Below are 26,676 nucleotides of genomic sequence, written 5' to 3'. Positions count from 1 at the left end.
ACCAATGGTGACTCAAATCGGCGTCCAGTCTCACATACCCTGAATCGGTTTCAGAAATGCGACACAGGCAAGTCATTGAAAACAAATGGAACGCAGTCTCAGAAATTCCGGCAGACCGACAAAATCGATCTCAAAGCCGCCAAATGGGCCTTCGGTCAGCGAGAACAACGAGAGAGATCATCCCAGCAGCGAGGCTTTGAGCCTTCCTTCCTTTGTGGCTGGTTCAGGCACGCTCGATCGGCTGGTGGATACCGCGCGCGACTATGCGCGCGCCGCGGCCTCGGACAATACGCTGAAGGCCTATGCGAAAGACTGGGCGCATTTCGCGCGCTGGTGCCGGATGAAGGGCGCGGAGACTCTGCCCCCGTCGCCCGAAATGATCGGGCTCTACCTTGCGGACCTGGCGTCCGGAGCGGGCCCCTCCCCTGCCCTATCGGTCAGCACCATCGACCGCCGCCTGTCGGGCCTCGCCTGGAACTATGCGCAGCGCGGCTTTGCCCTCGATCGCAAGAACCGCCATATCGCCACCGTGCTGGCCGGGATCAAACGCAAACACGCCCGTCCGCCGGTGCAAAAGGAAGCGATCCTGGCCGATGACATCCTTGCGATGGTGGCCACCCTGCCTTTTGACCTGCGCGGCCTCAGGGATCGCGCGATCCTGCTGCTGGGCTACGCCGGCGGCCTTCGTCGCTCGGAAATCGTCAGCCTCGATGTCCACAAGGACGACACGCCGGACTCGGGCGGCTGGGTTGAAGTGTTCGACAAGGGCACCCTGCTCACCCTCAATGCCAAGACCGGCTGGCGCGAGGTCGAGATCGGCCGCGGCTCCAAGGATCAGACCTGCCCTGTCCATGCGCTCGAACAATGGCTGCACTTCGCCAAGATCGACTTTGGCCCAATCTTTGTCGGCACCTCGCGGGACGGCAAGAAGGCGCTGGAGACACGCCTCAACGACAAACACGTCGCGCGCCTGATCAAGCGCACCGTGCTCGACGCCGGCATCCGGTCGGACCTGCCTGAGAAAGACCGCCTGGCGCTGTTCTCCGGCCATTCGTTGCGCGCCGGTCTCGCCAGCTCCGCCGAAGTCGACGAGCGCTACGTCCAGAAACACCTCGGCCACGCTTCCGCCGAGATGACCCGCCGCTATCAGCGCCGCCGGGACCGGTTCCGGGTGAACCTGACCAAAGCCGCCGGTCTCTGAGCCCCTGCCCTATCACGCCGCCTGCCCACTGAGCCTACCATAGAAGCTGCGCTCGAGATGCAGCTCCCCTGCCCCGGCCTTCTCGACCATGCCCCGCAGATAGCCGCCCGGCGAGGCAACCTCGCCCGCACTGTGCTTCTCGAAGACGAGGGCAAACGCGGCCGTGGCCACCTGGGTGCCCATTCGGTCCTGCGCCACGTTCCAGGCATGCTCAGAGATCCCGATCATCGGCCTGAGTTGACCGGCAACCCGGTGCAGATCGCCCCAATCTTTCAGGAATCCACCCAAATTCCGCGCCCAGGATGCGAATTCCGGACAGGCCTGCATGATTGTCGGCAGATCGAGCGCTGTCCGCTTCTTGCGTACCTCGGCAACCCAGTCTTCCAGCTCCCTATCAACCCGCTCTTCGGGTTGGGCATTAGGCACCACACCCGCCGCTTCCTCTTTTTCAGAGGAATTACTAGTTACAGGATTAAGTTGGTTTGTAATTAGTATATGAGGTTCAGAAATGACCTCCCTGGGGTTCATTTCTTGAGTCTTCTTCGTGACTTGGGCGTGTTTATCATCGGTGTTTTCCACAGGTTTTGTCGCAACAGTCGCCTTAAGATAAGCCGCCTCGACCCGTTCTTGGAGTTCCTTGAACCATGCCAATAGCCGCTCCAACTGCTCTGAAGCTTCATGACGGCGCGGAAGTCGTTCCAGAAGCTCCTCAAAAAGCCCCGTGAATTGCCTCCAGGGCCCACGCAGAGCGCTGCTGAGAGCTGCCTCGATCCGGGCTCGGATCATCCGGCGCGCCACAGTGATCTGGCGCTTCAGGCGTAGGCAGAGCTCGCGTTCAGCCTGCAACTCAGCATGAAGCTCCTCGAACTCCTCGACACGGGCTGAGAGCGGCGACAGATCGAAGCCATAGGCCTCGACGATGCGGCCATCGACGTCTCTGCGGCCCCACCGCTTGCCATTGGGGCTATCCTGGAAGGAGATCACGCCGATCTCAGCAAGGCGCCGCGCGTGGCGCTTGAGGGCAGACAGCGAAAAACCCGTTTGCTCCATCAGATAGGCGTTCGACGCCCAGACGATCGGACGCTGCCCCTCCTCCCAGTCCTGGGCCTGGGTAAAGGCCCCGAGCGTGTCGAGGAGCAACATGTCTCCGGCCTTCAAGCCGATATGTGCCCCCACGCGCTTAAGTGCCACGAATGCCCGTGTTTTGGGTACTGCTACCCGTTCACCGGCTTGGGCAAGTTGCTCAGCAACCCCAAGACCCGGTGTCGGCTTGCGCCAACCTGTATGTTTCATGCCTGTATCTCACCTCCGTTTATGTGGAGGCAAAAGAAAGCCGTTCGCTCAGGAGCGTTCGTCGTTGACAGTGAATCCTGCGAGACTTATCTTGAAGGTGACCAAACCATTAAGATCAGCTCTCAGGCCACACCGCTTGGGGGCTTTTCTTTTGCCTTTATTTCGATTGTCGTTCCTTTTTGCTCCTTGCCTCGTCGTTCTGGAGGATATGTCGCTGACATTGTCGTCAGTCGGTTTCCTTCCCCGAACCTTCGGCGCTCAAGTAGTCGGCGACTAAATCTCCGAGCTTCTCGAGACGCTCTTGGTCTATCGGCACACCTGCAACCTTGATGGATAGGTTTCCATCGACTGAAGTCGCCGAAAGATTTCGGTTGCCCACCTTGCGTTTGACCGTGAGCTTTCTGGGCTTTGCCTTCGGTTTGAGCTTGGGTTTGTTCACCCTCTCCAAGCTCGCTAAGGCTCCCTGCAAATCACGAAAGCTCATGTCGTAGACATTCTTGAACGCGTTCAAGATCTGATCCTGCGCAGCGAAAACAGACCTCGCTCGTGAGACTAGGCTCTCATGCACGCCAATTTTCTTTGCGAAGGCCACAGCTGTCAGCTTGTCTGCCCCAGAAGCCAACGTTTCATACATTTCACCAATCGAAACCAAACGCTCAAATGGGCTAAGATTCTCGCGCTCCTCATTCTCGCGGAACCGCAGAAACAACATCTCAAACTTGCTGTTCTCGGCGTTTCGCGCTTCCGGCGAAGCGAGGATTGCACGAAGAGGTAAACCCAACTCCGACGCGGCCGCCAGTCGGCGGCGTCCTGTAAGCATGACAAATGGAACACCAGTGACGTTCGACGGCTCCAACGGATCCGGCTCCCAATCCGGATCCTCGGGCCACACCAGAATGGGTGTGTCCTGCCCGTTCGAGGCAATGCTGTTTACCAGAGACCTGAATGCTTCCTGGGACATCCAGTCTTGACGGCGGTCTGTCCCCATCGGATCTGATATCTGGTCTGGCGACAGGCTTATTTCGTGGCGGCCGTTTAAGATATCCGAACAAAGCTCAGCTCTGCTTCGCTCCACAGCGGCTTGCGATTGCGCAAGCGCCCCTGATTTCCAAGCACTGCCGGCCCCCTTGAAAGGAGTAGAAACAGCGTCGCCCGTTTCTGCCCGGCCTTCGGGACCGGGCGTGCGCTCCTTGGATGTGTCGGGACTAGTAGCCTTGCTGACCAGCGACCTTGGAATACTGCGTTTCATGCTTCACCCTCGCCGTCATCTTCATAGAACTCGTCCATCCATGTATTGGCATAACCGCGTTCGAAGCCCGGCCAGAGTCGCGATACTATGGCGTCGTTAACCGCATCGGCATTCGTGATGAACCGGTTGATCCCCTTGCGTTTTCCCGGCGTGTCCGGCTCATATTCGTATACGGATTGATAGACGTCCGACGCATTCGAGATTGCGTCGGAACGCAGATAAAACACCGGCAGAATTTCCGTGGGGCAGTGTTCCAGCAGGTTTCCGATGTGGTTTAGATCCTGCGCATTGGATCGTTGGACGATCGTCGGCAACAGCATGTTGGCACCAGTTCCTATTTCGATCCGTTCATGGGCCAGAATATGCTGAAGCATCCCCAGCAGGCCGGTCACAAAGGTCGACAGCGTTGCGATGTCAAACCCCTTCATGGTTTGCGGGATGACCAGCGAAGTCGACGCAATCACGTTATTCAGCTGGAAAAGTGTCAACGCAGGCTGATAGTCGATGATGATGACATCGAGGGTCTCGGTCAGCGCAGCGTTCAGTCGCTGCTGATCGACCTTGCCCTCGACTACCAATTCGTTGGGCAGCGTTTTTGGCGGGTGGCCCGCTTTCCAGCGATCAAGGGCATCGCGCAGGTAGCGATAGAAGCTCTTTCCGGCGGGGGCCTCTCGCACAAGGCGCGCAATCTGGATCTCTCCCTCAGACGTTTCGCCATGTGCCGGCAGCAGACGCAGCCCCGGCCAGGAGGTCTTTAGAAAGAAGCTGTCGAGCGTCTGCGCATCGTGATCAGTGTATGGCGCATCTTCCGACTGGAAGAGGCCGGCAAAGTCCACCATGGAGGCGGTGTTTTCGTCGGGCATCTGGGGAAGACCTTCACCCCCGACAAAGTAGAGCGTTATCGTGCTTTGCGGGTCTGCATCCATGACACCAACGCGCATGCCGTAATGCAAGCTGAGATACTGCGCAAAATGCGCGGCGCTCAGGCTCTTAGCCGTGCCCCCTTTCTGGCTGGCAAACGAGATGACGGGTAAGGGGGCGTCGGGTTTGCGCCAGGCTAGGTAGTCGTAGGGCCGCTTTGCCGAGGCCGCCAGAAGGGCCCGCATGTGCATCAATTCGGAAAGCGTGAAAACACGCTCTCTTCCAACATATTCGCCCGCGGGAAAGTCGTCGCTCGAATTGGCGAACTTGGTTAGATACTGAATACTGACGTTCATAAACCTTGCGCACTGGCGCATTGACCACGTGCGCTTGATGCGCTGACGCAAGGTGAGTTCCTTGTTCACTGCCACCATCGTGCGCTCAAGCCCACGTGACAGGTCCGTCAAAAACTGTTCTAGACTACCGCTCATTCCTAAGCCCTGACTTCGGTTGGGTCCGAGTTCGACTCGATTCTGCTTCTATGGTAGCACGGTTTTGGAGGAAAAATAAAGATACCACGCGCCTATGAGTTTCAGGCGCTTATTTAGAAGCTCCACCACCCCTAAAACTCCAATCTTGAACGCGTTCAAGATTGGAGTCTTGATGGGCCGGTCGGTGGAGAACCGACCGGCCTTAGCCGTCACGCGGCGTCTTTGGGACCCCAGGGGATGACGGCCTGCAGGGACAGATCGTCCTGGTTCGCGGCCTTGCCGAGGTTGGCGTTGAAGCCGTGGTCGCGGATGGTCAGCGTGTAGTAGTCAGCGCCGGTCTCCTTGTTCTGCTTCTTCCAGATGCCGCCGCACTCGACCAACTTGCCGCGCGGGGAGCGGCCGAGGACGCGGTGCGTGGGGGCCATCGGGTTCGAGCTCGCGACGGGTTCGACCGTGATGTCGAGGTCGAAGGTCAGGGTCGAGATGGAGCCGACGCCCTTGGCGGTTTCGATGTCGGCGCTGGTGAATTTGATGCAGTTCGTGGTCATTGCTCTTCTCCTTGTTTGCGTTGCAATGATGGTCACCTTGCAGCTGGCCAAGGCCCGGCCACACCGAAGGCGGAGCGCAGCGGAGAGGGGCAGGCGCCGGTCTTTTTGGTCCGCGCGGAATGACCCGCAGGGTCAGGGGAAAAAGATCGGCGACAACCTTTGTGGACGGGACGACAGCTGCGACCAGCATGTCATGCAACTCAGACAAAGGGAGAAGTGCGGTGGCCATGAAGGAAAGTAGGGGAACAGACGAGAGAGATGCCGCAAGGAGTAGGGATTGTCTTCTCGTCCATCCAAACTTCAAGACTCTTCGAAGACCAAAGCCGTCAGATCACAAATCGATGGCAACGGCAGAGCATTCGCCCATCCTTCCGTGGCATCACAGGGGCGTTTGCGTTCGCATTCGGAGATGCAGGCGTCCAGATACCATCGAGTTGCCAGACACTCATCCGCTCTGGTGCCCGACTAATGGCCAGACCTGGCTCTGAGATTCTTCGCGTGTCGCTGTTATCCTCAGACCAATGGAAGTGTCCTGAGCCAGAGATAAAAACGAGGTCATAGCGCGCTCAACAACTCGATTGCATGTGCCAGTGGTAACGCTCGAATGTCCTTCGCGACGGGGACCTCATGCTCACCGGCATAGACCAGGAGCTTTCGGTTGGCTCCAATGTCCTCGGCCCCTGTGTGAAATCCTCTCGAAACCTTTGGTGCAGTCGTCCGTTTGATCTCAACAGCCCAGATGTCGCCGCTTGGCAAACGCAAAACCAAGTCGAGTTCAGCACCGGCCGAAGTGCGATAGAAGAAAGGTTCGGTGCCTAAAGGGGCGGCAGCAAGAAGCGCCTCGATACAGAACCCCTCCCAACTGCCACCGACGACCGGGTGCCCGAGCAAGCCTTCTGTCGTGCCGATGCCCAACAGCGCATGCACGATGCCGCTGTCTCTCACATAGACCTTTGGCGATTTCACCAGACGCTTGCCGACATTCTCGTGCCAGGGCTGCAGGCGTCTCACCAGCATGAGATCGACGAGCAGATCGAGGTAGCGCCCAACGGTCTGGCCGGACACGCCCAATCCCTCGGCAAGGGCCGCGGCGTTCAGAAGGCCGCCCTGGACATGCGCAAGCATCGTCCAGAACCGCCGCAAGGTCGCTGCCGGAATCCGAGGTCCGAGGGCAGGGATGTCTCGCTCCAGATAGGTGCGCAGGAAATCCAGACGCCAGTCCATACTTGCCCGATCGCTCGCGGCCTGAAAGCTGTCGGGAAAGCCGCCGCGCAGCCAGAGCAAGTTCAACTGATCGGCCCCCACCTCGTCAGGCTGCAAGGGGGGCATTTCAACATATCGAACACGACCGGCGAGGGATTCCGCCGTTTGGTGCAAGAGGATATTGGAAGCCGATCCCAATAGCAGGAACTGTCCCGTCCGAAACCCGGCCCGCCGACGCTGATCGATCTGGCCGCGCAAGGTTCTGAAGAGGTCAGGCATCTGCTGCACCTCGTCGAGGATGACGAGTTTGCCCGCCTGTTCGTCCAGATAGAGATCTGGTTCAGTCAGGATTTGCCTGTCCGCCTCACGCTCAAGGTCGAGATAGACAGATGGGCGCTCTGATGCGATGTCGAGTGCAAGTGTTGTCTTTCCGACCTGTCGGGGGCCGAGAAGGACCACAGCCGCTTGGCTCTCCAAGGAAGACTGAACGAATTGTTGGGTCTTGCGTTTGTACATACCTTGCAATTACTCCACGATACGGAAGATTTGCAAGGTTAATCTTACCTGCGGCCATAGCTAGTTGCTCAAGCCGAAGTATCTTACTGCCCCAGCAAAACAGCCGTGGCCAAGGAGCATCGACGCAAAATGAGTGCATTCAAATCTGTATCCAAGGGCCTCGAAGAGGCTCTGGCCTTCGCGAATGGCGATTTGGCCGACGCCAAAGTGCATGAAGTGTCCGTGGCGGAGGTCGATGTCGCCGAAGTCCGGCAACGGACGGGCCTGTCCCAGGCCGAGTTCGCCAAGAGCATTGGCGTCGCGAAAGGTACGCTCCTGAACTGGGAACACGGGCGCCGGCACCCGACAGGCCCAGCACAGGTTCTGCTGGCATTGATCGCCAAGAAGCCTTCCGTCGTACAGGACCTCTTGCGCGGGGCGTGAACCGGGGCCTAAGCCCCGATCCTCTTGATGCGGATTCCGAGCTTGCGGGCCTTGTCGACGATGTTCTCGGTGATGCCCGAACCGGGCGTGGCAATCAGACCCTGTGGCATGGTTTCGAGCATCTTGTCGTTGCGCTTGAAGGGGGCGGCCTTGCCGTGGCTCTTCCAGTCGGGCTTGAAGACCACTTGGGTAACGCCACGGGTATCTGCCCAGCGGGCCGCGATCATCTCGGCACCTTTGGGCGTACCGCCGTGCAGCAGCACCATGTCGGGATATTTCGTATGGGTGGCATCGAGGACGGACCAGATCAGATCGTAGGCGTGATAATCCCCGCCCGAGAAAGCGATCCGCGTGCCTTCGGGGCAGTGCACCTCGGTCTCTTTGCGGCGCTTGGCCGAGAGATAGGCCCGGCTGTCCACCACGGCGGAAGTCAGGCCGCGATGCGAGACCTTGGAACCGGTGCGGGGCAGCCAAGGAGACCCGGTGGCGGCCGAGAAGTGGTCCACGGCCAGATCGCGCATCTGTTCGAAGGCGTCGCGATGGTCCCAGAGCTTAAGCCCGATCAACTGGAGGCGTTCCAGTTCAACCGAAGCGACCTCGGAACCGTCCTGGATGGCCAAACTTTCCCGGACCTCGAATTCGTTATCGTCGAGAAGCTTCTGGATATGGGCAAGCCGGCGATGGAAGATCGAGGTGAGGGACCAGAGCATCTCTTCGAGATTGTCTTCCAACTGGCTGCCGGTGAGGAGGCCGATAGTGGTGTCGAAAAGTGTCGCCATGGCGAGCTCGACCTCGTCAGGCTGGGGCAGGGGGCGATGATCGGTCTCGCCGGGTCCTGGTGTTGCGCCATGAAGTGCGAGGTGGTCGAGGATGGCGGAGGTTACGCCGGTTTCCTCGGGGATGTCTGTCTGATGGGGCATTGTCTGGTTCCTCTGATTGATCTGACCCGATTTGGATGGGGCGATAACAGGACCGGCGGCGACCGGGCCGCATCCGTCAGGATCGAAGCGCAGCGGAGAATGCGCCCAGGGCCGGAAAATTGCTCCCGCGAGGAATGAGCCGAAGGCTCAGGGGAATTTTCTGGTGCGGGGCGCATTGCTGTCCGGGCGAGGAGCACTCTGCTCCGACCCGCCGGTCCATCGCTCCTCTTTTCCAAACGGGTTCAGATCGAACCCGCGGAACCTTTGCCCTGTCGGACGTCACTTATGGGGCTGGCGCTCACCCGTCCTCGATCTCCAGACCTTGTACTTTCATGGCCTCAAGCAACGACCGGCGCAGCGCATCTTTGCCAAATGCCCGCAGATCGTCGTTGAAATCGCCCATGTTTGGCACGAGACCACCACAGGCAATACCAAGCGATTCCAGTTGGTTACGCAGTCTCAGTGATGCGGTTCGTCCCGCTTCGTCATTGTCCCGCGCGATCCAGATACGCTTGATCCCCGGCGGCGGGATGAAGAGGCCGAGATGGGTGGCAGTGAGACAGGAGGCGAGGTCAAACTCGGAGAGAGCCGTGCCGACCGAGAGGGTGTTCTCGAGACCTTCACCGACGATGAGATCGCTGCGCGCCTTGCCGGACCAGAAGCGGATGGCATGGCCGTGCAGCTGTCCGAGGATCCGCTTCGGGCTCTCGATCTCGGCCAAACCGCCGGTGGACGGGTCGAGATAGAAGCGTGCGCAGCCGGTGATCTGGCCCCGATTGTCGGTGATCTTCGCGAGCAGGGCAGGGGCCCTTTGCGGCGGATCGGCGTCGTCCTCGCCCTGCCGCAGGAAAACCCGCGGGTGATAACGCAGCGCCGGACCCAGCCGTGTGATCCCGCGCCCCTGCAGATAGGTGGCAGCCAAGGTGCCGAGAACCGGCTTGCCAGCGGCAAAGAGCTTCCGCGCCCGCGCAATGCGTTTGCTAGAGGCAGCATCGGGGCACTCAGCCCTTTGGGTGTCACAAGGTAAGGAAGGGCAGGGGGCCTCGCCGAGAAAGGACCGGGCCTCCCTCAGCGTTTCCTTGAGCGTGACCGAACCAAGCCGTTCATGCATCAGGTCAATCAGATCGCCATACTCACCGGTCGCGAAATCGGTCCAAGATCCGGCTTTGCGCCCACCCTGAGCTTGCAGCCGGATGGCGAGGCTCTGACCCTTTGCGCCCGAAGTGTCGCCAACCTGCCAATAGTTGCCCTGCTTGGACCCCTCGGGGAAATACTGGCGGCAGAAACTCTCGGCGCGGTCTGCAAGATCAGCCGAGAGGTCTGCGATGCTGCGCCGCGCGCTCATGCGGCTGCATCCGCTGCGCTTGCGCCAACCGGATGCGCGGCAAGGACCCGCGCCAGCACCTCGGTGCAATCCACCGGGATGAACACCCGCGTCTTCCACTGGATCACCTCGGTGAAACAGCCCAAGGCCTTCAATGCGGGCAGTGCCGCGCCCGACGCTCCGATCAGCTCGAGCCTCGGCTGTCCCATGACCAGAGAGCGACGCAACTGGTAGCCCCCAAGCAGGCTGAGGGTCGTCTTCGCGTCCATGACCGCGCCGAACACCTCCTGCGGCGTCATCTCAATCTGGCAGTCGAGACCAAGGCGCGCATAGACATTGAGAAGCTGTTCCTGGCTGACCAAGCGGCCGATGGCGCGCTCCCCGTCCTCGGTCTGCAGACGATAGATCCGCATGTTGTCGGCGGGCAGCCGGTCCCAGATCGGCAGGAGGAGGCCGCAGATCAGCGTGATCTTCGATGTAGTGAACTCCGGCACCGCGTCGACCTCGGCCTGCCAGAGCTGCTCGAACATCGCATCATCGATCTCTTCCCAGTGCGACTTCGAGAACTCGGTCAGCGCGAGGATTTCGGTCGCCATGGGCCGCAGGAGCTTCACCCGCAAGATCGGCACGCCATCCTCGTCCATGAAGGCCGGCGCTTTCACCATCAGGGCCGCGCGTTTGGAGGTCTTGTTCCAGCACAGCGTCGCGCCTCTTGTGTCGGCGCAGATGGCTTTGACGCGGGGCAGAGTGAGCGGATCGTTGCGATCGATACGCTCCACGGTCAGCGCAGTTGCCGTCGCGCCCGTCGCCTCATGCTCGAAGATGACCTTGCGATCAACGATCTCAAACTTCTCGGCGCGCAGGGTCTCTAGCCCGACATCGAGGGTGCCTGCCTGACGCGCGTCCTCAATTATCGCCGAAAGAAACCCGCCGAAGGCCTCGAAGATCGCGTCCTGCATGTCGATGCGGAGCGCGAGGCAGCGGTTCAGGAACTGCTGGATCGGCGGCAGGGTTTCCTTCATCGTGCCATCCGCCTCATCGAGCGTCAGCCCGGTCATCTCCTGGAACCTGGAGTAGGAGCAGGCGTCGATCTTGCCCGCGCGCAGCTTGTAGAAGAACTGCCGCAACGCCGCTCGTGCATAAGGGCTCTCGAGGTTGTCCTCGGCGCGGAACATGTTCTGCCCACCCGTCTCGCGTTGCCCCTTGGTGATGGCCCCGAGCGTATCGAGGCGGCGGGCGATGGTGGAGAGGAACCGCTTCTCACCCTTCACGTCTGTGGCAACGGGGCGAAAGAGCGGCGGCTGCGCTTGGTTCGTGCGGTTGGTACGCCCCAGCCCCTGAATCGCATTGTCGGCTTTCCAGCCAGGCTCAAGCAAGTAATGCACCCGGAGGCGCTGGTTCTTTGCACCAAGATCGGCGTGGTAGCTGCGCCCCGTGCCACCGGCGTCAGAAAAGATCAGGATGCGCTTGGCGTCATCCATGAAGGCCTGGGTTTCGCCGAGGTTGGAGGAGGCGGCTCGGTTCTCGACCTTGAGCCGCCCTTCACGCGTCCTCGCGATGCGCCGCTTGCGCCCCGTGACCTCGGCCACCGCATCGCCCCCGAAATGCCACAGGATCTGATCGAGCGCGCCCTGCACCGGGGCAAGGGCACCGAGATGCTCGACAAGCTCATCCCGCCGCCGCTCCGCCTCACGGCAGATAATCGGATTGCCATCACCATCGAGGGCGGGACGCGAGCGTAGGTCGCCGTTCTCGTCGGAGTAGGGCTCGAAGAGCTGCGTCGGGAAGCTGTGCATGAGGTAGTCCATGATGTTCTCGCGCGGCGTAAAATCGACCTGCAGGTCGTCCCACTCCGAGGGCGGGATCTCTTCGAGGCGCCGTTCCATCACCGCCTCGCTGGTCGAGACCACCTGAATCACGGCCGAATGCCCCGCGGCCAGGTCCGCTTCGATCGCATGGATGAGCGAAGGGCATTTCATGGCGGTGATGAGATGATTGAAGAAACGCTGCTTGTTGCTCTCGAAGGCCGAGCGCGCAGCGGATTTCGCCTGGGGGTTCAGCGTACCGGTCTCGGAGGAAATACCCGAGGCCTGAAGGGCGGCCTCCAAGTTGGTGTGGATGATCTGGTAGGCATCGGCATAGCTGTCATAGATCGCGATCTGTGCGGGCGTCAGCTCATGCACCAGCATTTCGTATTCGACCCCGGCATAGGAGAGGGACCGCGCAAGATAGAGCCCGAGCGCCTTCAGATCGCGCGAGATCATCTCCATGGCAGCAATGCCCCCGGCCTCCATCGCGGCAACGAACTCGGCCCGCGTCACGAAAGGGAAATCACCCGTGCCCCAGAGCCCGAGACGGGAGGCATAGGCGAGATTGCCGACCACCGTCGCGCCGGTCGCTGAGACGTAGAGCACCCGGGCATCGGGAACGGCATTTTGCAGCGCGAGGCCAGCAAGGCCTTGTTGGGATGCCTTCTTGTCGCCGCGGTCGGACTTTTCGCCGGCGGCATTCGCCATGGCGTGGCTTTCGTCGAAAGCGATGACCCCGTTGAACCCCTCGCCAAGCCAGGACGTCACCTGATCGAGGCGGGAGGCTTTCCCGTCGCGTTCAGCAGAACGCAGGGTGGCATAGGTGACGAAGAGGATGCCCTCTGGGAGACGGATATCGCTCCCCTGGCGGAATTTCGAGAGCGGCACGATATCGCTTTCACGCCCCCCAAGCGCCATCCAGTCGCGGCGCGCATCCTCGATGAGCTTGTCGCTCTTCGAGACCCAGACCGCGCGGCGTCGTCCTTGCAGCCAATTGTCGAGGATGATGCCCGCGACCTGCCGGCCCTTGCCGCAGCCCGTGCCATCGCCGAGGAACCAGCCCTTGCGCAGGCGAAAGGCACCTTCGTCATCCTCAGACGCTGCCATCAGCTGACCTTCGATCTCGCCGCGCTTGAACCAGCCCTTGAGATGCGTCTCGTGGGCATTGCCCGCATAGATGACGCTTTCAAGCTGCGGCGCGGAGAGGAGACCGTCCGCGACGAGGGTCTTCGGCAGCATTGGGCGGTAGGTCGGGACAGGCGGCGGGACAGAGGCCATGGCCGCGGATTGCACGAGTGCGGTCGGATGAGCGGCCGCGCCGTCGATCCGGATCGATTGCAGGTCATAGGCTTCGTAGACCGTATCCTGCAGCGCGCCCTCGGGTTCGCTCCAGGCTTTCGGCAGGTAGTCGAGCGGGGCCGTGTCGATGTCGTCGAACGGGTGCTTCGCGCGTTCCTCGGCGAGGGCGCGGGTTTCTTTGCGTGCTGCGTTGCGCAGGGCGTGGAGGTTGGTGCGGGTCGGGCGAGGTGGCACCGAAAGAGCCGCGCCAGTGGGGCAGGGCAGGGGGTTGCGGCGCGCGGGACAATGGGTGAGTACTACGGAGAGAAGATCACTCGTGGTCGCGCAGATCGGATGATAGGCGGCGTCAATATCAGCCGGTGCGGTCTCTTCAGCACCAGCCACGCGCTTGTCGATCACCGTCAGCCTCGTGTCGATCGTGGTGCCATGCCGCGCGAAGACCTTGCCGTCGATGGCTGCGGAAAACACCACGTCAGCGCTTTGCCTGATCCGCTGAAACGTAGGCTGGAAACTCTTGGTGGAGGGACGGAAACTCTCGCCGGTGATGACAACGAGACGCCCACCGGGCGCGAGGCGAGCAAGGGAAGACAGAACATGTTGGCTGGTGGCCTGCCGGAACCGGCCTTCGACGTGGCTAGCGGCCGAGAACGGTGGGTTCATCACGATGACCGAGGGCGTGATCGACCGATCCAAACGGTCGTCGATCGAGGCGGCATCGTGTTCCGAGACTGCAGCGTCGGAGAAAAGCTGCTCCAGCAACGCGCGGCGGGTCTCAGCGAGCTCGTTCAGCGCCAGGCGAGCGCCTGCGATCCGGGCGAAGATCGCCAGCATGCCGGTGCCGGCCGAGGGCTCGAGCACGAGTTCGTCGGCCCGAAACCCCGCCGCCTGCGCGACGATGGCTGCGAGCGGCAGAGGGGTCGAAAACTGTTGCAGACGGATGCTGTCTTCCGAGCGCCGCGTGTGAGAGGGCGCCAAACCGGCGAGGCGTTCGATCATGGAAAGAAAGGCGTGCGGCGTAGCCGCCTGCCGCTGTATCAGCGCACCGTAGCGCGAGAGCATCAGGATCTGGGCGACCTCTGCGGCCTCATAGACGTCCTTCCAGACCCAGGCACCACTGGTGTCGCTGGCACCGGAAGCTTCTTCCATCGCGGCGCGCAGGGCAGCGGCGTCGATGGGCTTGCCCGCCTCGAACTGGGGGACGAGGGTTTTCGCAGCCAGCAAAAGGTTTTGGGCGAAGCGCGAGGCTTCCGAGCGGGCAGGGGTCTCGGCCTCGGGCGCAAGCGGGACGGAATGGGGGTGAGCGTTCATCGGCAATCTCCGGGGTTGAGGGTTGGCCCCAAGCCCCGCGCGCACTCTCTCACCCGGGAGGGGTCACCCCTCCCGCCCTGTCTCTCGCTCTTTCATGGCAAAGCCCCGGTGCAAATTTGCCCGTTATCAGGACGACCGCAGATGCCTCGGCACGTCCATGGACTGATGCAGGACCCGGATCACGAATATCCTGTCCGGGTCCACCTCGTAGAACACGAGGTGCCGACCCGTGATCAGTTTACGCGCACCCTGCTGGAGGTCGGAGCAGTCCGATCCCATTTGCGGGTTGGCGATGAGCCCCTTCAGGGCACGATCGATGTCGTCGAGATAGCGGTCCGCCTGCGCCGCGCCCCACTGTCGATCTGTCTCGACCCAGATGTCGACGAGATCGGATTTTGCCGCCTGGGAGTGATGGATTTCACGCATCAGAAGCGCCAGAGCGGCTCCGCGCCTCGCGCTTGATCTCATCCATGTCAAGCGGACCGGCGTCACCGGATTGTTTGCCCTCCATCAGCGCAACGCGAAGCCGCGCCCGCTGACCTTCCTGCTCCTCCATCAGGCGCAGAGAGGCGCGGATCAACTCGCTGGTTGACCCGTAACGCCCCTCTTTAAGCATCAGGGCGATGAATTCGTCCCAATGGGGGCCAAGTGTGACGCTTGTGCTTGCCATGCTCATCTCCAGAATACGCATGAATAAGATATATGAGTATTTCGGGCATTTCAACTCGGGGGTGGGCTTGCGCCCTGTTCGGCGCCGGCAGGTCTGTGCAGCTCTCGCAAAGTCAGGTGATCTACAAATGCTCGTGCCTCGGACAGGCAGTCCAACTCATAGTGCCCGAAGAACCCCCAGCAGGCATCGACCTCCTCGCCGTCACGCTCGACGACATAGCCATAAACCTGGCCGCCGAGGTAGGCATCGAAGGTGACGATCTCAGCGCGCAGAATGTTTTTGGCCTTTTCGCGCATCGCCTTGGTGACGCGTTTCACGCCGAACTCTTCCCGGACCGCGTCGAGCGTCACGTAGACATAGCCGACTTGGCTGGAATCCCACGGGCAGTGAAACCCGATCGTGTTCATCGCGAGACCGGAATGATCGTAGAGAAACACGGGCAATAAGATCGCCTTGCGCTCGGCGCGCTCGCGCAGCTGCTCAATCGAGAGGTCGCTCTGGTCTGTGACGCCCGAGAGATCGCGCAGGAGCGCATCTGGGCTGTCGAAGGGATGGCTGTCGCCCAGCCGATAGCGCCGGTGCCAGCAGATCAGTTTCCCGAGGTTGGACCACTCCCTCGGGCTCTCAGTATCCGGGTCATGGTAGATCTTGATGGTATGGCCTTGGTAGGCCTCCTCGTAGACAGGGTCTTGCATTTCGATATCCTTTCTTGAAACGCAATCGACCCGCCGAGCCGGTTGAGGCCGCAGGCGGGTCGATTTGGACGTGGTCAGGTGGTCGGCGAGTTTGCCGTCCGGTGGATCAGGCAGCAGCGCGGTTCTGACGATCTTGGATGTGCTCAACCGAAACCTTCAGCAGCCAGTCCTCGAAGCCGAGAATGGTCTGGTGATTGACCACCGCCGCGACCCAAACTGCGCGCGGATCGCCAACAATCTGTGTCGGGTCGTTGTCGATCCGGCCATTGGCCATCCACGGCTCTGGCTGGATGCGCCCGAGCCAGTCCGCCAGCGACGGGATGCGTCCTTGGCAGTCTTCGCGCACATGCTGCTCGCCGATCCAGCGGATGGGAACAACCCGGCCCGCGCTGTTGGTCAGGCTGCGACCGAAGTGGCGTTCAGCATCATAGATCCCAACGGTATGATGTTTTTGGGCTCTGTGAACAAAGAGACCTAGGTGCTCTTTGGATGAGTCAAACCAGTCATGCACATGCTGGTAATCGTTTGGCACACCGCCAAACTTTCGGGCTGAGCTTTCAGCGTGATGGAGGGGGTGTGCCATGTCAGAGCCCCTCGTGTTCAGTGGTGTTGGTCTCGATGTAACGGTTCGAATGACTGACATCGATCTTGTCAGTCTCAAGCGACCAAGTCAGTTCACCATAGCCGCCCTCGTTGTTCTCGAACCCGGGGCACAGGGCATAGGCGAAGTCCCAGCCGAAATCTTCGGCCCGGCGCCGCAGGTCTTCCGTCAGGATGATCGTGTCAGGGGTCACCACGACATCCTCGACATTGCCGGAATCGCCGTAGCCTTCGTATTGCACCTCGATGTTCGTTACGCCGAGGGTGCGCAGTTCGGAAAGAAGCGTCGCGCGGGTTTCTACCCGCTGTTCGGCAGCACGCCTCTGGGATTCGAGTATCTGCGCGTAGAAATCAGTCTCTTGTGTCATGTCTTTGATCCTTTGGAATTGAGGAAATGGGAGGGCGACCATTACGCGGGGTCGCCCAGGAAGTTTCCTGCGGGGCTTCAGGCCGCAGCGTCGCCGCGGTCTTCAGCCGTCCGATCTACCAGGTTGAAATAGAGGTTCTCGGTCGCGCGCTTGAACCCCGGCGGTTTGCGCGGGGCGAGACAACGCACCGAAGCGCTGCAGCTCTCGCCGTGCTCCATTGCGAACTGCGTCACCTTGTCGATCAGGTCATCCATTCCCGCGGCCTGGATGCGCTTTTCGGGGTAGCTCGCCATCATCTGGAACTGAGTGACAACGAAGGCGCCATCGCGATGCGCGGGATAGAGGGTAATCTGGTAGTCGAGTGTCTTGGCCATCTCTGGTCTCCTGTGGCGGGCCGGACGCGGGTATCGCGCCCTTTGGAACCCGCCAGCCTGAAAGGACCGCCCTTTGTGCAAGGGCGGTCCGGGGCGGTGACTAGGGATGGGGGGCGTCAGTATTCCGACGGCAGCAGCAGGGTCAGGACCCGACGCGTTTGCGCAAGGTCAGAGGGCTCGGGGGAGCCGTATTGGTAGTCGACATCGTACAGGTCGAGTTTGAACCAGACCGTCGTGTCCTCAAGCTCAATGACACCCATCTCGTGCCAGCCATGGGGGTCGCTGTCGGCAATGAAGGTGTCGAAAGCGGCGACGCGGCGGGTGAGTTCCAGCTGCACATCGAGCCCAAGCGCCGCGACGCCGCGTGTCATTACGAACTGGCCCTGCGGGGCATCGGCAACTGGGGCATTGCCAAGGATGGTACGGCGAAAGGCGTCATTCTGCGCAGCGATAAGTGCGGCTTCCTGAACGGGGTCGAGGTCGAGTGTGGTGGTCATAGGAATTCTCCGGGACGGGCCAGCTGATCCGTTATCGGCTGTGGTCAACCCGCCAGCCGGAAAGGGCCGCCCTCGATGTGAGGACGGCCCAGAGATCATGTCAGGTTCAGGTCGGTGGTCGCTTCGTCAGGCAGCATCCCCACTGAGGAAGGCTGGCAAGGACGACGGTTCGTCGTTCTCGGCATCGATCTGAGTATCTGAGGCGGGCTGGTCGCCTTCTTCGGCCTCGGGCACATCGTCACCCATGTCGGCGTCAGCGTCCATCGCACCGGCAAACGCCATCCCGTCGGGCAGCCAGCGCGTCGTCTTCGCAACCGTCGCCGCGCCGAACCCTTCCGTCTCGCCGGCGGTTTCCGCGAAAGCCCGCTCCATCGCGGCCGCGATATCGCCCTTGCGCTCGCGATTGCGATCTTCGGCGTAGTCCTCGCTGATCAGCTTGAGCGCAGTCGCGACTGCATGGCCCTTGTTGACTCGACCCCAGTAGTTTTGCGCGGTCGGGCGCCAGCAGGCCGCCACATCGACATCAAGCCGCGCGCCAATCTCCTCGATGATTGGGGAGGGGCGATTGTCGGAGGAGAGCTGCGGCTTTACCGCCAGACCCGTCGCCCAGGCGAAAAGCGCCTGCTTATCGGCAAGAGGCAGCGCCGACATCACCCGGAAGTCCTCTGGTTTCTCGAGCTTCATCCAGTCGGTGGCGAGGTCCTGTTCCAGTGCCTCGAGCATTTTCTGGGCGACAGTATCCGCATGCAGCACCTCGCGGTCTTGCGCCTGGAAAGGCCGGATCGAGATGTCGAGCGCTTCGTTGTTGTAGGACCGCCCCAAAGCCTGTTCGCAGAGCGCGTAGAGCATCGCATCGAACGCCACCTCGAAATCCGCCGCCAGATGCGCCCGCAGGATGTGCTGACGCGTCGCGCGCAGATCGTCGGCGAGGCTCGCCGAAATCCCATCCGCCTTGCGCAAGGTCGCCGCCGGATCGGAGGTTGGCACCGGCGTCGAGGAGGTTGGCGGCGTCACGTGCGGGCGGGCAGGGGATGGGGCATCACCCGCTTCAGCACTATCCTCGCCCGGCTCGGTCGCAGCGGGGATATCTTCTGGTCGCACGAGGCCTTTCTCGACACGTAGCGCCCCGTCATGACCGATGGTCAGAACCACGCCCGCGATGGCACGATCTTCGTCCGCGTACGGTTGCCGTTCGCGCTGCAGGGCTTCGATCTCGCGCAAACGCGGCTCGATTGCGTAGTATTCCTCCGTCTCCGCCTCAGACCAATCCTCGCCGTCGTTCTGCGCCGCCAATTCCTCTTCGCGGGCGATGAGACGTTCCTCCTCGGCGAGCAAGTCCGGATCGGGATCGACATCCTGCGGATAGACCCGCCCGAAACTGCGAAACGCGCCGTAGTCGACCGAGAGGTGAACCTCGACCCATTTCCACATCCCCTCAAAAGTCTTGGCCGCAGCCTGCAGCCTCTCGATGGCGAGGCGCTCCAGGAGCTCGGGGTTTTCCATATGGGCGCTGGCACGATCGTCGAAGAGATCGCGCAGCAGAACGCCGCCTGCCGCCTCATACGCCTCGATGCCGACAAAGCGCCCGAGGGCCGAGTTCGCCGAATGCGCGGTCTCAGTCAGCTGGCGTTTGATGCTCTGTGGGTGGATGTGATAGCCGCCCTTCACCGCGTTCCAAACTGCCAGTTGGCGGTCATGGTCGTCGGTCAGCGTGAAAGCCATCACGCATTCGAGGGTCAGATCGCCCGCACGGAATTGTTCGATGATCTCGGGCGCGACACGGGCGAGTTTGAGACGACGTCGCACCAGGTCGACCGAGACGCCGAACTTCAGCGCGATCTCGTCCTCGCTGCGCCCCTCGGCGATCATCGCCTCAAAAGCTTCGAACTGGTCGGCCGGGTGCATCGCCGCGCGCTGGAGGTTTTCCGTGGTAGATGTGAGGATGGCGTTGCGCTCGTCCTCGACGAGGCAGGGCACGGGGTGATCAACTGGGATCACGCCGTCATCGGCGAGCTGCTTCAGCGCCTTGAGGCGGCGACCGCCGGCATCAACCGCAAAACGTGTCTCAGACAGCGCATGAACCACCAGGTTCTGCTTGATGCCGGTTTCGCGAATGCTTGCGAGAAGCTCGGCTTCGACGCTGGCGCTCGGCGCCACCTTGCGAACGTTGAGCGGGCTGGGCTCCAGCTGGTCGAGCGGGATCAGACGAATGTCGGTCGCTCCGTCAGCCGTTGCCGATGCGGCGGCTTCTGTCTTCTTCACGGTGGCGGGTTTCGGGCGGGTTGAGGTCTTGGCCATGGTCAGGGTCCTTGTTACGCCGGACCCGGATGAGACTCTCTCTATCCTATCAAGCCCGGCACCCGGGCTTCCCTTTCTCTGGCTTTTTCCAGTTGCGGATCACGTCACCAATCGACCGTTTGTAAACAGAGGCAAGGGCGCTCTTTGTGGTGCTGCAAATCAAAAACCCCTTGGTTTTCATATGCTGAGCGCGATCAGAGAGATATCGCAGACCACCGCGCGCGCGTGCTATATAGGGTGTGCAGGCGCACCCTAACAAAACACTTTGGTAAAATGCAAAAGCGCCATATTTTGCACATATGAAGCCTCAAGTACCTACGCAGTATAGTAAATTGGACGATCCTCTAGTTGATGCAGAGGGGATTGAAGAGACGTCCGAGGACGACCTGTGGTTCCTGCCCGGTCCAATAGAAGTGGAGCCGGATTATCTGCCGCCCAGACCGAGGTCAGAGCTGCCTGAAACCGCAGTCCTCGACGATTGGCGGAAGGCAGAGGCAGGTAATGCCGCCCGTCTTGCCCGTGTGGCTAGCCGGATTGGCGCGCTGGATGACCGTCTGCACCGTGGGCCGGAAGGCTGGCGGCTCAGGCTCGCCCTGATCGAGGCGGCAGACCTCAGCTGGTTTGTGGGTGACCGAATTGGCCCGGATCGGCTGGCGCTTTGGATATCCATGCGCTTGTCCGGGGTGCAGGACGACACCGCAGCGCTCGCGCGTGTCGGATGGGCGGTGCGCCGTCTGACAGGCGGTCCCGGTCCAGAGGTGGACTTATCCGCTTTCCTCGATCGCCGTGACCCTGAAAACATGGCCAATGAAGCCGAGCCCTTTGCGGATCGCGCGGTCGGTTGGCTTGACCTGATGGCGCAAGCCGCCCACCTGCATTCGATTACACGCGCCTGCATGGGGTTTCACCTCTGGAACCTTGCGGGCCTCGGGCAACAGGACGACCGGATGGAAGCGGCGGTTACCGCCGCACGCATTGCCGCGAGCGAAGGCCCGAATTTGAATGGGGGGGCCATCTTTGCGCCTCTGGCTATGCGCGGGGCAGGGGGGCTGCGCGCCAGTGGCCCACCTGCCGAGCGCTTGCAGCGTTGGCTCGAGGGAATGGAAACAGCATGCCTGACCGCGATGCGGCACCTCGACGATATCCAGGCATGGTCAGCGCGGGCGGACAACATGATGGCACCGCTCTCTGGCAAGACACCACCTGCATTGCGCGCGGTGCTGACCGAATGGCCCGTCGTCTCCGCTCCAATGGCCGAGACCCTGACCGGTGCCAGCCGCGCCGCCGTCCAGCGCAACCTTGCTTGGATGGCAGCGCAAGGTCTAATCCGCGAGGTGACCGAACAGGTGCGTTTCCGCATGTGGCGGGCGATGCCATGAAACACCTCTAAAGAAGCACTCGTTTTGGTGCGTAACATTTGTTGATAGTTCAACGGAGGACCAGAATCGTGACAGACCAAAAATATGAGACAGTCGATTTCGACGTGCGGCTCAGAAATAGTAGTCAGATGGATTTGCGGTGTTTTCACCTATCTGTGGGATCCTCTAGTCGCTCTAGCCTCAAATTCTTTATTTCGAAATCACGAAAGAATAAGTCTCTTGGGCGCACAAACTGGGGCACGAAAATTGCGATCTCCCCGTGGACAGACGGGGTCAGTTTATAGAGCTGGGCGACCGCCCCATGAAGCCGAAACAGCCGATCACCGCTCAGATCTTGATCAATGCCGCCGTCGCGTACATGAAGGCGATGCCGCCCAGAAACCCGACCAGTACGGCTGGTGACATCAGCGCCGCCTGCCTGTCGGCGTTTTGACGTACAAGGTAGGCGCTGACCTCGACCATGACTTGCAGGATCGCACCCGCTCCGACGGCGAGTGCCAGTGCCGACCATTGCGGCGCATAGGCAAGGCTGCCCGCCCACATTCCGAGGATGGCCGGGCCACCGGCGAGCAGGGTCAGAGCGGCAAACGTCCAAAGCGTTGGCCGGGCACGAAGCATCGGGGCGGCGATGCCTATGCCCTCGGTGACATTGTGCAAGGCAAAGCCTAGGACGAGGAAAGTTCCAAGCCCCGCCGACCCGGCGGCGAATGCGCCGCCGATTGCCAGCCCTTCGCCGAAGTTGTGAAGCCCGATCCCGAGGGCAATGTAGAACGCAAGCGCGATGCCTTCCGGATTGCCGCGCCAGCGCCCGATAGCCATCAATAGAAGAAAGCTTGTAAGCGCCGCCAGCCAGACCATGGCAGAACCTTGGAATATCGCGGCCGCTTCTGCCGATAGCTCCAGTGCCTCGGATATGGTGTCGATCAGCAGGAAGGCCAGCAACCCGACCGTCAGCGCCAGCAGAAAGTTCATCCCCCTTTGCCCGACGCCCTTCATGGCCGGATAGAACATCAGGCCAAGCGCTACCGGCAAAAGGCCGACGATCGCCCCGATCACCGCCTGGAGCCGAAGTTGCCCCCAGGTGGGACTTGGCGTCGAAACTGCCACCGCGATCTCGTGCCCGAAGGTCGCGCCTGTGTTCGTCAGCAGATTGATATGATGGGCCTCGCCAAGGACCCACGGATAGGGAATGCGCAGCCAGACCGCATCGCCGCGGGCAATCGGCCCCGCCGGTTCCTGCGTAAAGGTCCAGTAGGCATTATCCACGGCAACCTGCGCGACCACCATCGCATCCGATCCGCCGGCGCGCACCCTGAGCGATATCCCCGACCCATCGAGGATCGTCCGTTCGACGGTCAGCGCCTCGACCGGGGGGGCGCCGTTGTTGAAGCCGCGCAAGGGATCGAGCGAGGCGATCCAGACAAAGGCACCCAGCATGGCGGCCAGCGGCACGAGGACCTGAAGCAGCCGGATCATCGGCGGGCGGCGGAGGTGGCTTTGGTCGGTCATGCTCCGGCCTCCCGCACGTCGAAAAAGGCCATCCAGCCAAGTTCGGTGAGCTCGGCCTGGTGCGCATGGAACATGTACATCCCGTCCTCGTGGTCGGCGAAGCTGAATTCAAGGATGCCGCGCTGCGCCTGGCACTGCATTATCACATCGACTGTGCGCAGGGTCGGCGTGAACTGGGTGCCAGTGTCGTAGTAGTCGAAGAAATTCCCATGCAGGTGGAACGAGTTGATCGGGTCGAACTCGGTCGCGTTCATGAGGTAGATGCGCACCGGGCGCGACTTGTCGATCCGGATCGGCTCGTTCATGTAAACCTGGCCGACCGTATTGACGGCATAGACCTCGTTCTCGCCGTCGAAATTGGTATCAAAGCCGTTCATCACCATTGCCAGTTCCTGCCACTCGGCGTTCTCCGGGCTGCCCATCACACGCGACGCCGCAACGGCCGCAAATTCGGGGTGGCGCGCCGGATCTGGATCGACCACGAACAGGCCGTACATGCCCTTGTGCATGTGCCGTTTCAGCGGCAGCGCGTGGCAATGATAGAGATGACAGCCGAAGGGCTTGGCATCGAACTCATAGACGAACTCCTCGCCCGGATCGATCAGCCCGGCGCCTTGAACGCCGTCCATTCGCGCCGAGTGAATGCCGTGAAAATGCATGGAATGCGGGTGTGACCCGAGGTTGCGAAAGACGATCCTCAGTCGTTCGCCCTCCTTCGCTCGCAGGGCGGGGCCTGGCACGCGGCCGTTGAACGTCCAGGCGGGAAAGAAAACGCCGGGAGCGATCTCGATCTCCACGTCGATGGCGTCCACCTCGAACGTTCGCAACGTGCGCCCATCCGGCAGGACTTCGGTGCGACCGGTCTCCCAGTCGGTCAGCATGGCCGTCGGGTCGAACCCGTTCCGGGCGTGGTCGACTTGGCCGACCATCGTCATGTTGCCATGCGCCATGCCACTGTCATGGGCCGAATACGGATCGACCGCCCCGCCGGACATCGCATGCCCCGCCATCGGGTCGGGCGTTGCCTGGGATTGCGCGCGGCTCGCGGCCACGGCCGCTCCGCCGGCAGCCACCAGACCGCTGACCAACAACGCGCGTCGCGACGCCGATACTGGCTCCGTGACCATCGCAGGTGGCGCTGTGGGCCGAGATGTCTCCACGGCGGACGACACATCGCGCCCTCGCTTGCTGGTATCGACAGGCATGGACGATGTCCCCTCAGTTGACACGCAGGCCAAAGTCCCGGCGCAAAAAGTTAGCTTCGGCTAATAATCATCGCTTAGGCTTTACGAGTCAATCCCGATCGTGCGAGGGTGACGGCATGACGGATGATGATAACCTTGACTCAAACGAGGCAGAGGCACGTGCGGTCGAATCCCGCGCCGAGGCCTTCATCGGTGTGCGCGAAGCGCGGCGCAGCGAAGTGGCGGAAGATTATGTCGAACTGATCGCCGAACTCATCCACGAGAACGGCGAGGCCCGGCCGGTCGATATTGCGACACGCATGGGCGTGACCGCGCCTACAGTCGCCAAGACGCTTGGCCGTCTGGCGCGGGACGGCCTGATCACTCGCGCGAAATACCGCTCGGTCTTCCTGACTGAGGAAGGTCGGGCGCTTGCCAAGGAATGCAGACATCGCCACGAGATCGTCTTGCGGTTTCTCCTGAGCCTCGGGCTCGATCCCGAGACCGCGGAACGCGATGCCGAAGGCATCGAGCACCATGTCAGCGAACGGACGCTTGCCCTGTTCGCGGCCTTTTCCAAGCGGTCATAGGCGGGTGGTTGCCGCTGAAAGAAGTCGTTTTGCCGAGGACTTGAACAAGCCAACCTTCGGATGTTCCAAGAAACGTGATATTGTGCCGCTTTCATTCGGATCGCCCGGGTAGTAGATCAAGATCATGAGACGTTGGGCACGCCTTATCTGTATCCTCTCGCTGGTGGCTTTTGCCATCGGCGCGGTCGCGCAGTCTGCTGGCTCAATTGCCATGGCCTCGTCAATGGTCTCCACGGATGACGGCATGATGGCGATGGACGATTGCGACGCCTGCGGCAGCTTGGAAGACGGTAAGTTGGGTTCCGTCTGTGATTTTGTGTGCAATGCCGCGGGAATGGCCGCTCTTCTTTCGATCCCGGCTGGTACCAGCCCGATCGCTGCCACCGCAGCCCATGAAATCCAGCTCGTGGACGTCCCGCACGGAATATCCGGCCCCCCGGCCCAGCAACCTCCTCGATTCTACCTCTGATCTGACACACGGCTCCTGATTGCGCTTCGTGTGTTTCTCCGTGCCGGACGCCCTCAAATGGGCGTTTGCGCGGGGCCATGAACATCGCCGCGCAATTGCTTTGGCGGCGTAAAGTGAAATCAGAGAGTGTTCATCCATGTCCTCCCAAATCAGTTCCCGTTTTAGTCGCCGATCTTTTCTTGCAACGTCCTTGGCGGGTATCGGCGCCACGGCTTTCGGAAAGCCTCTGCGCGCCGAGCCGCAAATCCGCAGCTTCTCGCTGCGCCCCGCGCCGGGACAGGCAAGGTTGGTCCCCGAACCCTATCCCGCAACCCCCGTTTGGGGCTTCAATGGCCAGGTTCCCGGCCCGGAGTTGCGGGCTCGGCAAGGCGATCGGCTGCGCATCGCCGTCACAAACGGTCTGGACGAGGACACCACCGTCCATTGGCACGGACTTCGTCTGCCGAACGCGATGGACGGGGTTCCACACCTGACGCAGAAGCCGATCGCACCCGGAGAAACCTTCACCTACGAGTTCGACGCGATCGATGCCGGGACGTTCTGGTATCACCCGCACCAGCGCAGTTTCGAGCAGGTCGGACGTGGGCTGGCCGGACCGCTGATCATCGACGAATCCAACCCGCCGCGGGTCGATCGCGATGTCACCTGGATGCTGGACGATTGGCGGCTGTCGCAGGACGCATCGATCGCGGATGACTTCGGCGCAGCCATGGACATGAGCCATGCGGGCCGTCTGGGCAATACTGTCACGATAAATGGGCGTGTTCCCGATGTCTTCGCGGTGCGGCAAGGCGAACGTATCCGGTTGCGGCTGATCAATGCCGCGAACGCCCGCATCTTCGCGCTCGACTTCGGCGACCTTTCCGCGCGCATCATTGCGCTCGACGGCCAGCCGATCACCCCGCACGCCGCGCCTGACGGTGTCGTGGTTCTGGGCCCGGCGATGCGTGCCGACATAATGCTCGATTGCCCTGCCGACCCGGGAACCACGCTTCCAATCGTCGACCGCGCCTATCGCGATAATGAATTCAACCTGCTGGATGTCGTCTTTGACGACACGCCCTTGCGTGCCGCGCCGCCGGAATGGGAAATTGCCCTTCCAGCCAATCCGCTTGTCGAACCTGATCTGAACGCGGCCCGTCGTCACGAAATCCTGTTCACCGGGGGCATGATGGGAGCAATGGTCGAGCGCCAGATGGGCCTGAGCCAGTCAGGCAGCATGATGGGCGGAATGATGGGTGGCGTTGTGGGCGGCGGCATGTGGTTCGTCAATGGCGTCGCCGCCGAAGGGCACATGCTCGACCCCTTCCTGACATTGGAGCGCGACGCGAGCCATATTCTCCAAATGACGAACGCCACTGCCTTCGACCATCCGATCCACCTGCACGGCCACTCCTTTCGAGTCATCAGCCGCGATGGGGTGCCGACCGATTTCCGCGAATGGCAAGATACCGTGCTGATCGCGCCGCGCGAGCAGCTGGAAATCGCCCTGGTCGCCGACAATCCCGGAGACTGGATGTTCCATTGCCACATCCTCGAGCACCAGGCGGCCGGGATGATGGGCGTGATCCGCGTCGCATGAGCAGAGGAGCATGCAGA

24 protein-coding genes are annotated in these 26,676 nt (G+C 61.5%); 6 read left to right on the top strand and 18 right to left on the bottom strand.

The features are described from left to right. The first annotated feature begins 85 nt into the window (after positions 1-85). On the top strand, positions 86-1,201 hold the full coding sequence (locus tag ACRARG_RS19385) for a tyrosine-type recombinase/integrase (RefSeq protein WP_432691755.1): 1,116 nt from the start codon (positions 86-88) through the stop codon (positions 1,199-1,201). A gap of 12 nt (positions 1,202-1,213) precedes the next feature. Here ACRARG_RS19385 and repC read toward each other — a convergent pair whose 3' ends face one another. The 5 genes from repC to ACRARG_RS19360 all read right to left on the bottom strand — a co-directional run bounded on the left by repC (position 1,214) and on the right by ACRARG_RS19360 (position 7,362). Beyond that, complete coding sequence (repC, locus tag ACRARG_RS19380; RefSeq protein ID WP_081940158.1) at positions 1,214-2,494, bottom strand: plasmid replication protein RepC; 1,281 nt, start codon at positions 2,492-2,494, stop codon at positions 1,214-1,216. Between the two features lie 226 nt (positions 2,495-2,720). Beyond that, positions 2,721-3,743, bottom strand: a complete 1,023-nt coding sequence (locus tag ACRARG_RS19375; protein WP_037207731.1) for a ParB N-terminal domain-containing protein — start codon at positions 3,741-3,743, stop codon at positions 2,721-2,723. After that, positions 3,740-5,095 carry a ParA family protein gene (locus ACRARG_RS19370; protein WP_009804235.1) on the bottom strand — a complete coding sequence of 452 codons (1,356 nt, stop codon included), beginning with the start codon at positions 5,093-5,095 and terminating at the stop codon, positions 3,740-3,742. Before ACRARG_RS19370 ends, ACRARG_RS19375 begins: the two co-directional genes overlap by 4 nt. Positions 5,096-5,304: 209 nt before the next feature. Then, the gene (locus ACRARG_RS19365; RefSeq protein ID WP_008335659.1) at positions 5,305-5,643 is read right to left on the bottom strand and encodes a DUF736 domain-containing protein; all 339 of its coding nucleotides are present in this window, start codon (positions 5,641-5,643) and stop codon (positions 5,305-5,307) included. A 555-nt stretch (positions 5,644-6,198) separates the two neighbouring features. Then, the gene (locus ACRARG_RS19360) at positions 6,199-7,362 is read right to left on the bottom strand and encodes an ATP-binding protein (protein ID WP_008335662.1); all 1,164 of its coding nucleotides are present in this window, start codon (positions 7,360-7,362) and stop codon (positions 6,199-6,201) included. 129 nt (positions 7,363-7,491) lie between these two features. Here ACRARG_RS19360 and ACRARG_RS19355 point away from each other — a divergent pair, with 129 nt between their 5' ends. Continuing rightward, positions 7,492-7,785, top strand: coding sequence for a helix-turn-helix domain-containing protein (locus ACRARG_RS19355; protein WP_008335665.1), 294 nt, complete (start codon positions 7,492-7,494; stop codon positions 7,783-7,785). A gap of 8 nt (positions 7,786-7,793) precedes the next feature. On the opposite strand, the gene ACRARG_RS19350 is transcribed toward ACRARG_RS19355, so the two are convergent. From ACRARG_RS19350 to ACRARG_RS19300, 11 genes are all read right to left on the bottom strand, one after another. Continuing rightward, complete coding sequence (locus ACRARG_RS19350; protein ID WP_008335666.1) at positions 7,794-8,705, bottom strand: DUF2493 domain-containing protein; 912 nt, start codon at positions 8,703-8,705, stop codon at positions 7,794-7,796. Between the two features lie 298 nt (positions 8,706-9,003). Continuing rightward, complete coding sequence (locus tag ACRARG_RS19345; RefSeq protein WP_008335668.1) at positions 9,004-10,050, bottom strand: DUF7146 domain-containing protein; 1,047 nt, start codon at positions 10,048-10,050, stop codon at positions 9,004-9,006. Next, on the bottom strand, positions 10,047-14,444 hold the full coding sequence (locus tag ACRARG_RS19340; RefSeq protein ID WP_008335670.1) for a strawberry notch-like NTP hydrolase domain-containing protein: 4,398 nt from the start codon (positions 14,442-14,444) through the stop codon (positions 10,047-10,049). The genes ACRARG_RS19345 and ACRARG_RS19340 overlap by 4 nt, the downstream gene beginning before the upstream one ends. 126 nt (positions 14,445-14,570) lie before the next feature. Next, entirely contained in the window at positions 14,571-14,870 is a 300-nt protein-coding gene (locus tag ACRARG_RS19335) for a type II toxin-antitoxin system RelE/ParE family toxin (RefSeq protein WP_008335672.1), read from the bottom strand. After that, the gene (locus ACRARG_RS19330) at positions 14,863-15,114 is read right to left on the bottom strand and encodes a type II toxin-antitoxin system ParD family antitoxin (RefSeq protein ID WP_037207773.1); all 252 of its coding nucleotides are present in this window, start codon (positions 15,112-15,114) and stop codon (positions 14,863-14,865) included. The genes ACRARG_RS19335 and ACRARG_RS19330 overlap by 8 nt, the downstream gene beginning before the upstream one ends. 50 nt (positions 15,115-15,164) lie before the next feature. Further along, positions 15,165-15,809: a hypothetical protein gene (locus ACRARG_RS19325; protein ID WP_008335676.1), complete on the bottom strand. Its 645-nt coding sequence runs from the start codon at positions 15,807-15,809 to the stop codon at positions 15,165-15,167. 106 nt (positions 15,810-15,915) lie between these two features. Then, the gene (locus ACRARG_RS19320) at positions 15,916-16,392 is read right to left on the bottom strand and encodes a DUF6915 family protein (RefSeq protein ID WP_008335678.1); all 477 of its coding nucleotides are present in this window, start codon (positions 16,390-16,392) and stop codon (positions 15,916-15,918) included. Position 16,393: 1 nt separating this feature from the next. Beyond that, on the bottom strand, positions 16,394-16,777 hold the full coding sequence (locus tag ACRARG_RS19315) for a DUF6878 family protein (RefSeq protein ID WP_008335679.1): 384 nt from the start codon (positions 16,775-16,777) through the stop codon (positions 16,394-16,396). A gap of 77 nt (positions 16,778-16,854) precedes the next feature. Then, a complete protein-coding gene (locus ACRARG_RS19310) occupies positions 16,855-17,151 on the bottom strand; it encodes a hypothetical protein (RefSeq protein ID WP_008335680.1) in 297 nt (98 codons plus the stop codon). Between the two features lie 116 nt (positions 17,152-17,267). Beyond that, a complete protein-coding gene (locus ACRARG_RS19305; RefSeq protein WP_008335689.1) occupies positions 17,268-17,648 on the bottom strand; it encodes a DUF3768 domain-containing protein in 381 nt (126 codons plus the stop codon). 126 nt (positions 17,649-17,774) lie between these two features. Further along, positions 17,775-19,946: a ParB/RepB/Spo0J family partition protein gene (locus ACRARG_RS19300; RefSeq protein WP_008335691.1), complete on the bottom strand. Its 2,172-nt coding sequence runs from the start codon at positions 19,944-19,946 to the stop codon at positions 17,775-17,777. Positions 19,947-20,245: 299 nt separating this feature from the next. On the opposite strand from ACRARG_RS19300, the gene ACRARG_RS19295 reads away from it, so the two are divergent. Next, positions 20,246-21,325 (top strand): hypothetical protein, encoded by a 1,080-nt coding sequence (locus ACRARG_RS19295; protein WP_432691754.1) that lies wholly within the window; start codon positions 20,246-20,248, stop codon positions 21,323-21,325. A gap of 327 nt (positions 21,326-21,652) precedes the next feature. On the opposite strand, the gene ACRARG_RS19290 is transcribed toward ACRARG_RS19295, so the two are convergent. Further along, on the bottom strand, positions 21,653-22,834 hold the full coding sequence (locus tag ACRARG_RS19290; RefSeq protein ID WP_089851959.1) for a ZIP family metal transporter: 1,182 nt from the start codon (positions 22,832-22,834) through the stop codon (positions 21,653-21,655). Continuing rightward, on the bottom strand, positions 22,831-23,886 hold the full coding sequence (locus ACRARG_RS19285) for a multicopper oxidase domain-containing protein (protein WP_432691753.1): 1,056 nt from the start codon (positions 23,884-23,886) through the stop codon (positions 22,831-22,833). The genes ACRARG_RS19290 and ACRARG_RS19285 overlap by 4 nt, the downstream gene beginning before the upstream one ends. A 269-nt stretch (positions 23,887-24,155) precedes the next feature. On the opposite strand from ACRARG_RS19285, the gene mntR reads away from it, so the two are divergent. The 3 genes from mntR to ACRARG_RS19270 all read left to right on the top strand — a co-directional run bounded on the left by mntR (position 24,156) and on the right by ACRARG_RS19270 (position 26,659). Beyond that, complete coding sequence (gene mntR, locus ACRARG_RS19280) at positions 24,156-24,608, top strand: manganese-binding transcriptional regulator MntR (protein ID WP_009503860.1); 453 nt, start codon at positions 24,156-24,158, stop codon at positions 24,606-24,608. Positions 24,609-24,732: 124 nt separating this feature from the next. Next, the gene (locus ACRARG_RS19275; protein WP_009503859.1) at positions 24,733-25,077 is read left to right on the top strand and encodes a hypothetical protein; all 345 of its coding nucleotides are present in this window, start codon (positions 24,733-24,735) and stop codon (positions 25,075-25,077) included. Positions 25,078-25,213: 136 nt separating this feature from the next. Continuing rightward, on the top strand, positions 25,214-26,659 hold the full coding sequence (locus ACRARG_RS19270) for a multicopper oxidase family protein (protein WP_089851963.1): 1,446 nt from the start codon (positions 25,214-25,216) through the stop codon (positions 26,657-26,659). Positions 26,660-26,676: the final 17 nt, after the last annotated feature.

Origin of the sequence: Pseudooceanicola profundi (genome assembly GCF_050897955.1) — a bacterium.
GTDB lineage: Bacteria > Pseudomonadota > Alphaproteobacteria > Rhodobacterales > Rhodobacteraceae > Pseudooceanicola.
Note: the sequence above shows the minus strand (reverse complement) of the source record. Positions and strands in the feature narration are given on the sequence as shown.

Coding starts and splice junctions, on each gene's coding strand:
- ACRARG_RS19385 (WP_432691755.1), top strand. CDS start 86: ATGGAACGCAGTCTCAGAAATTCCGGCAGACCGACAAAATCGATCTCA.
- repC (WP_081940158.1), bottom strand. CDS start 2,494: ATGAAACATACAGGTTGGCGCAAGCCGACACCGGGTCTTGGGGTTGCT.
- ACRARG_RS19375 (WP_037207731.1), bottom strand. CDS start 3,743: ATGAAACGCAGTATTCCAAGGTCGCTGGTCAGCAAGGCTACTAGTCCC.
- ACRARG_RS19370 (WP_009804235.1), bottom strand. CDS start 5,095: ATGAGCGGTAGTCTAGAACAGTTTTTGACGGACCTGTCACGTGGGCTT.
- ACRARG_RS19365 (WP_008335659.1), bottom strand. CDS start 5,643: ATGACCACGAACTGCATCAAATTCACCAGCGCCGACATCGAAACCGCC.
- ACRARG_RS19360 (WP_008335662.1), bottom strand. CDS start 7,362: ATGTACAAACGCAAGACCCAACAATTCGTTCAGTCTTCCTTGGAGAGC.
- ACRARG_RS19355 (WP_008335665.1), top strand. CDS start 7,492: ATGAGTGCATTCAAATCTGTATCCAAGGGCCTCGAAGAGGCTCTGGCC.
- ACRARG_RS19350 (WP_008335666.1), bottom strand. CDS start 8,705: ATGCCCCATCAGACAGACATCCCCGAGGAAACCGGCGTAACCTCCGCC.
- ACRARG_RS19345 (WP_008335668.1), bottom strand. CDS start 10,050: ATGAGCGCGCGGCGCAGCATCGCAGACCTCTCGGCTGATCTTGCAGAC.
- ACRARG_RS19340 (WP_008335670.1), bottom strand. CDS start 14,444: ATGAACGCTCACCCCCATTCCGTCCCGCTTGCGCCCGAGGCCGAGACC.
- ACRARG_RS19335 (WP_008335672.1), bottom strand. CDS start 14,870: ATGCGTGAAATCCATCACTCCCAGGCGGCAAAATCCGATCTCGTCGAC.
- ACRARG_RS19330 (WP_037207773.1), bottom strand. CDS start 15,114: ATGGCAAGCACAAGCGTCACACTTGGCCCCCATTGGGACGAATTCATC.
- ACRARG_RS19325 (WP_008335676.1), bottom strand. CDS start 15,809: ATGCAAGACCCTGTCTACGAGGAGGCCTACCAAGGCCATACCATCAAG.
- ACRARG_RS19320 (WP_008335678.1), bottom strand. CDS start 16,392: ATGGCACACCCCCTCCATCACGCTGAAAGCTCAGCCCGAAAGTTTGGC.
- ACRARG_RS19315 (WP_008335679.1), bottom strand. CDS start 16,777: ATGACACAAGAGACTGATTTCTACGCGCAGATACTCGAATCCCAGAGG.
- ACRARG_RS19310 (WP_008335680.1), bottom strand. CDS start 17,151: ATGGCCAAGACACTCGACTACCAGATTACCCTCTATCCCGCGCATCGC.
- ACRARG_RS19305 (WP_008335689.1), bottom strand. CDS start 17,648: ATGACCACCACACTCGACCTCGACCCCGTTCAGGAAGCCGCACTTATC.
- ACRARG_RS19300 (WP_008335691.1), bottom strand. CDS start 19,946: ATGGCCAAGACCTCAACCCGCCCGAAACCCGCCACCGTGAAGAAGACA.
- ACRARG_RS19295 (WP_432691754.1), top strand. CDS start 20,246: ATGAAGCCTCAAGTACCTACGCAGTATAGTAAATTGGACGATCCTCTA.
- ACRARG_RS19290 (WP_089851959.1), bottom strand. CDS start 22,834: ATGACCGACCAAAGCCACCTCCGCCGCCCGCCGATGATCCGGCTGCTT.
- mntR (WP_009503860.1), top strand. CDS start 24,156: ATGACGGATGATGATAACCTTGACTCAAACGAGGCAGAGGCACGTGCG.
- ACRARG_RS19275 (WP_009503859.1), top strand. CDS start 24,733: ATGAGACGTTGGGCACGCCTTATCTGTATCCTCTCGCTGGTGGCTTTT.
- ACRARG_RS19270 (WP_089851963.1), top strand. CDS start 25,214: ATGTCCTCCCAAATCAGTTCCCGTTTTAGTCGCCGATCTTTTCTTGCA.